Origin of the sequence: Stutzerimonas stutzeri, assembly GCF_024448985.1 — a bacterium.
GTDB lineage: Bacteria > Pseudomonadota > Gammaproteobacteria > Pseudomonadales > Pseudomonadaceae > Stutzerimonas > Stutzerimonas stutzeri_AP.
The window spans coordinates 1-1,196 of record NZ_JAMOII010000050.1; the positions used below are offsets into that span (position 1 = coordinate 1).

1 protein-coding gene is annotated in these 1,196 nt (G+C 57.2%); it reads right to left on the minus strand.

The features are described 5' to 3' along the window. Nucleotides 1-147 precede the first annotated feature (147 nt). Nucleotides 148-1,128, minus strand: coding sequence for an IS5-like element ISPre1 family transposase (locus NA647_RS19585; RefSeq protein ID WP_256059168.1), 981 nt, complete (start codon nt 1,126-1,128; stop codon nt 148-150). Nucleotides 1,129-1,196: the final 68 nt, after the last annotated feature.

The following is a 1,196-nucleotide window of genomic DNA, read 5'->3' on the forward strand; positions in this document are numbered from 1 at the left end:
GGGATGGTCTGAAGTAGTTGTGTATTTCTGGCTGACTTCAGCCCCTGCCGATTTTAAAAGCGGCAAATCGATCAAAAACGCTCAGATCACCCGCTTATTTCTGTGTTTTTAGCCGCCGCGAGCACCTCGCGGCAGCCATTTCCCACATTACAGGTGCACCTCTCCTGCATTCGCCAGTAAATGTCGGCGCGCCATCCACAGGTTCGACAGCGCGAACAGCGTCACCAGTTGCGCCGTGTTCTTCGCCAGACCACGGAAGCGCACCTTCACATAACCGAACTGGCGCTTGATCACCCGGAACGGATGCTCGACCTTGGCTCGTACCTGAGCCTTGGCCTTCTCAATCTTGCGCTTGGCTTTGTACAAAGCACTGCGCTTATCAAGCTTCTTGTAAGTACTACGGCGGGCGGCGATCTGCCAGATGACCTCCCGGCCTTCATGTTCAGGGCGTTTCTCGACGCCGGTGTAACCCGCGTCGGCACCGACCATGTTCTCATCGCCGTGCAGCAGCTTATCGACCTGGGTGACATCGGCCACGTTGGCCGCCGTGCCCACCACGCTGTGCACCAAGCCCGACTCATCATCGACACCGATGTGCGCCTTCATGCCGAAGTAGTACTGGTTACCCTTCTTGGTCTGATGCATTTCCGGGTCGCGCTTACCGTCCTTGTTCTTGGTCGAACTCGGCGCATTGATCAGCGTGGCATCGACGATCGTGCCTTGGCGCAGCGACAGCCCTCGGTCGCCCAGATAGCCATTGATGACAGCCAAGATGCCGGCGGCTAGTTCGTGCTTCTCCAGCAAACGACGGAAGTTGAGGATGGTGGTTTCATCGGGGATACGCTCCAAGCTCAGCCCCGCGAACTGGCGCAGGATGGTGGTCTCGTACAGCGCCTCTTCCATCGCTGGATCGCTGTAACCGAACCAGTTTTGCATCAGGTGCACGCGCAGCATCGCCATCAGCGGATAGGCCGGACGACCGCCTTCACCCTTGGGATAATGCGGCTCGATCAAGGCAATCAAACCCTTCCACGGCACCACCCGATCCATCTCGATCAGGAACAACTCTTTGCGGGTTTGTTTGCGCTTACCGGCGTACTCGGCGTCAGCGAAGGTCATCTGCTTCATGGGGAAACTCAGCGGGTGGAATCCGGGTATTTTGCCAAAATCTGGAAGTCTTCTTCAGAGTTTCCCTA

Coding starts and splice junctions, on each gene's coding strand:
- NA647_RS19585 (WP_256059168.1), bottom strand. CDS start 1,128: ATGAAGCAGATGACCTTCGCTGACGCCGAGTACGCCGGTAAGCGCAAA.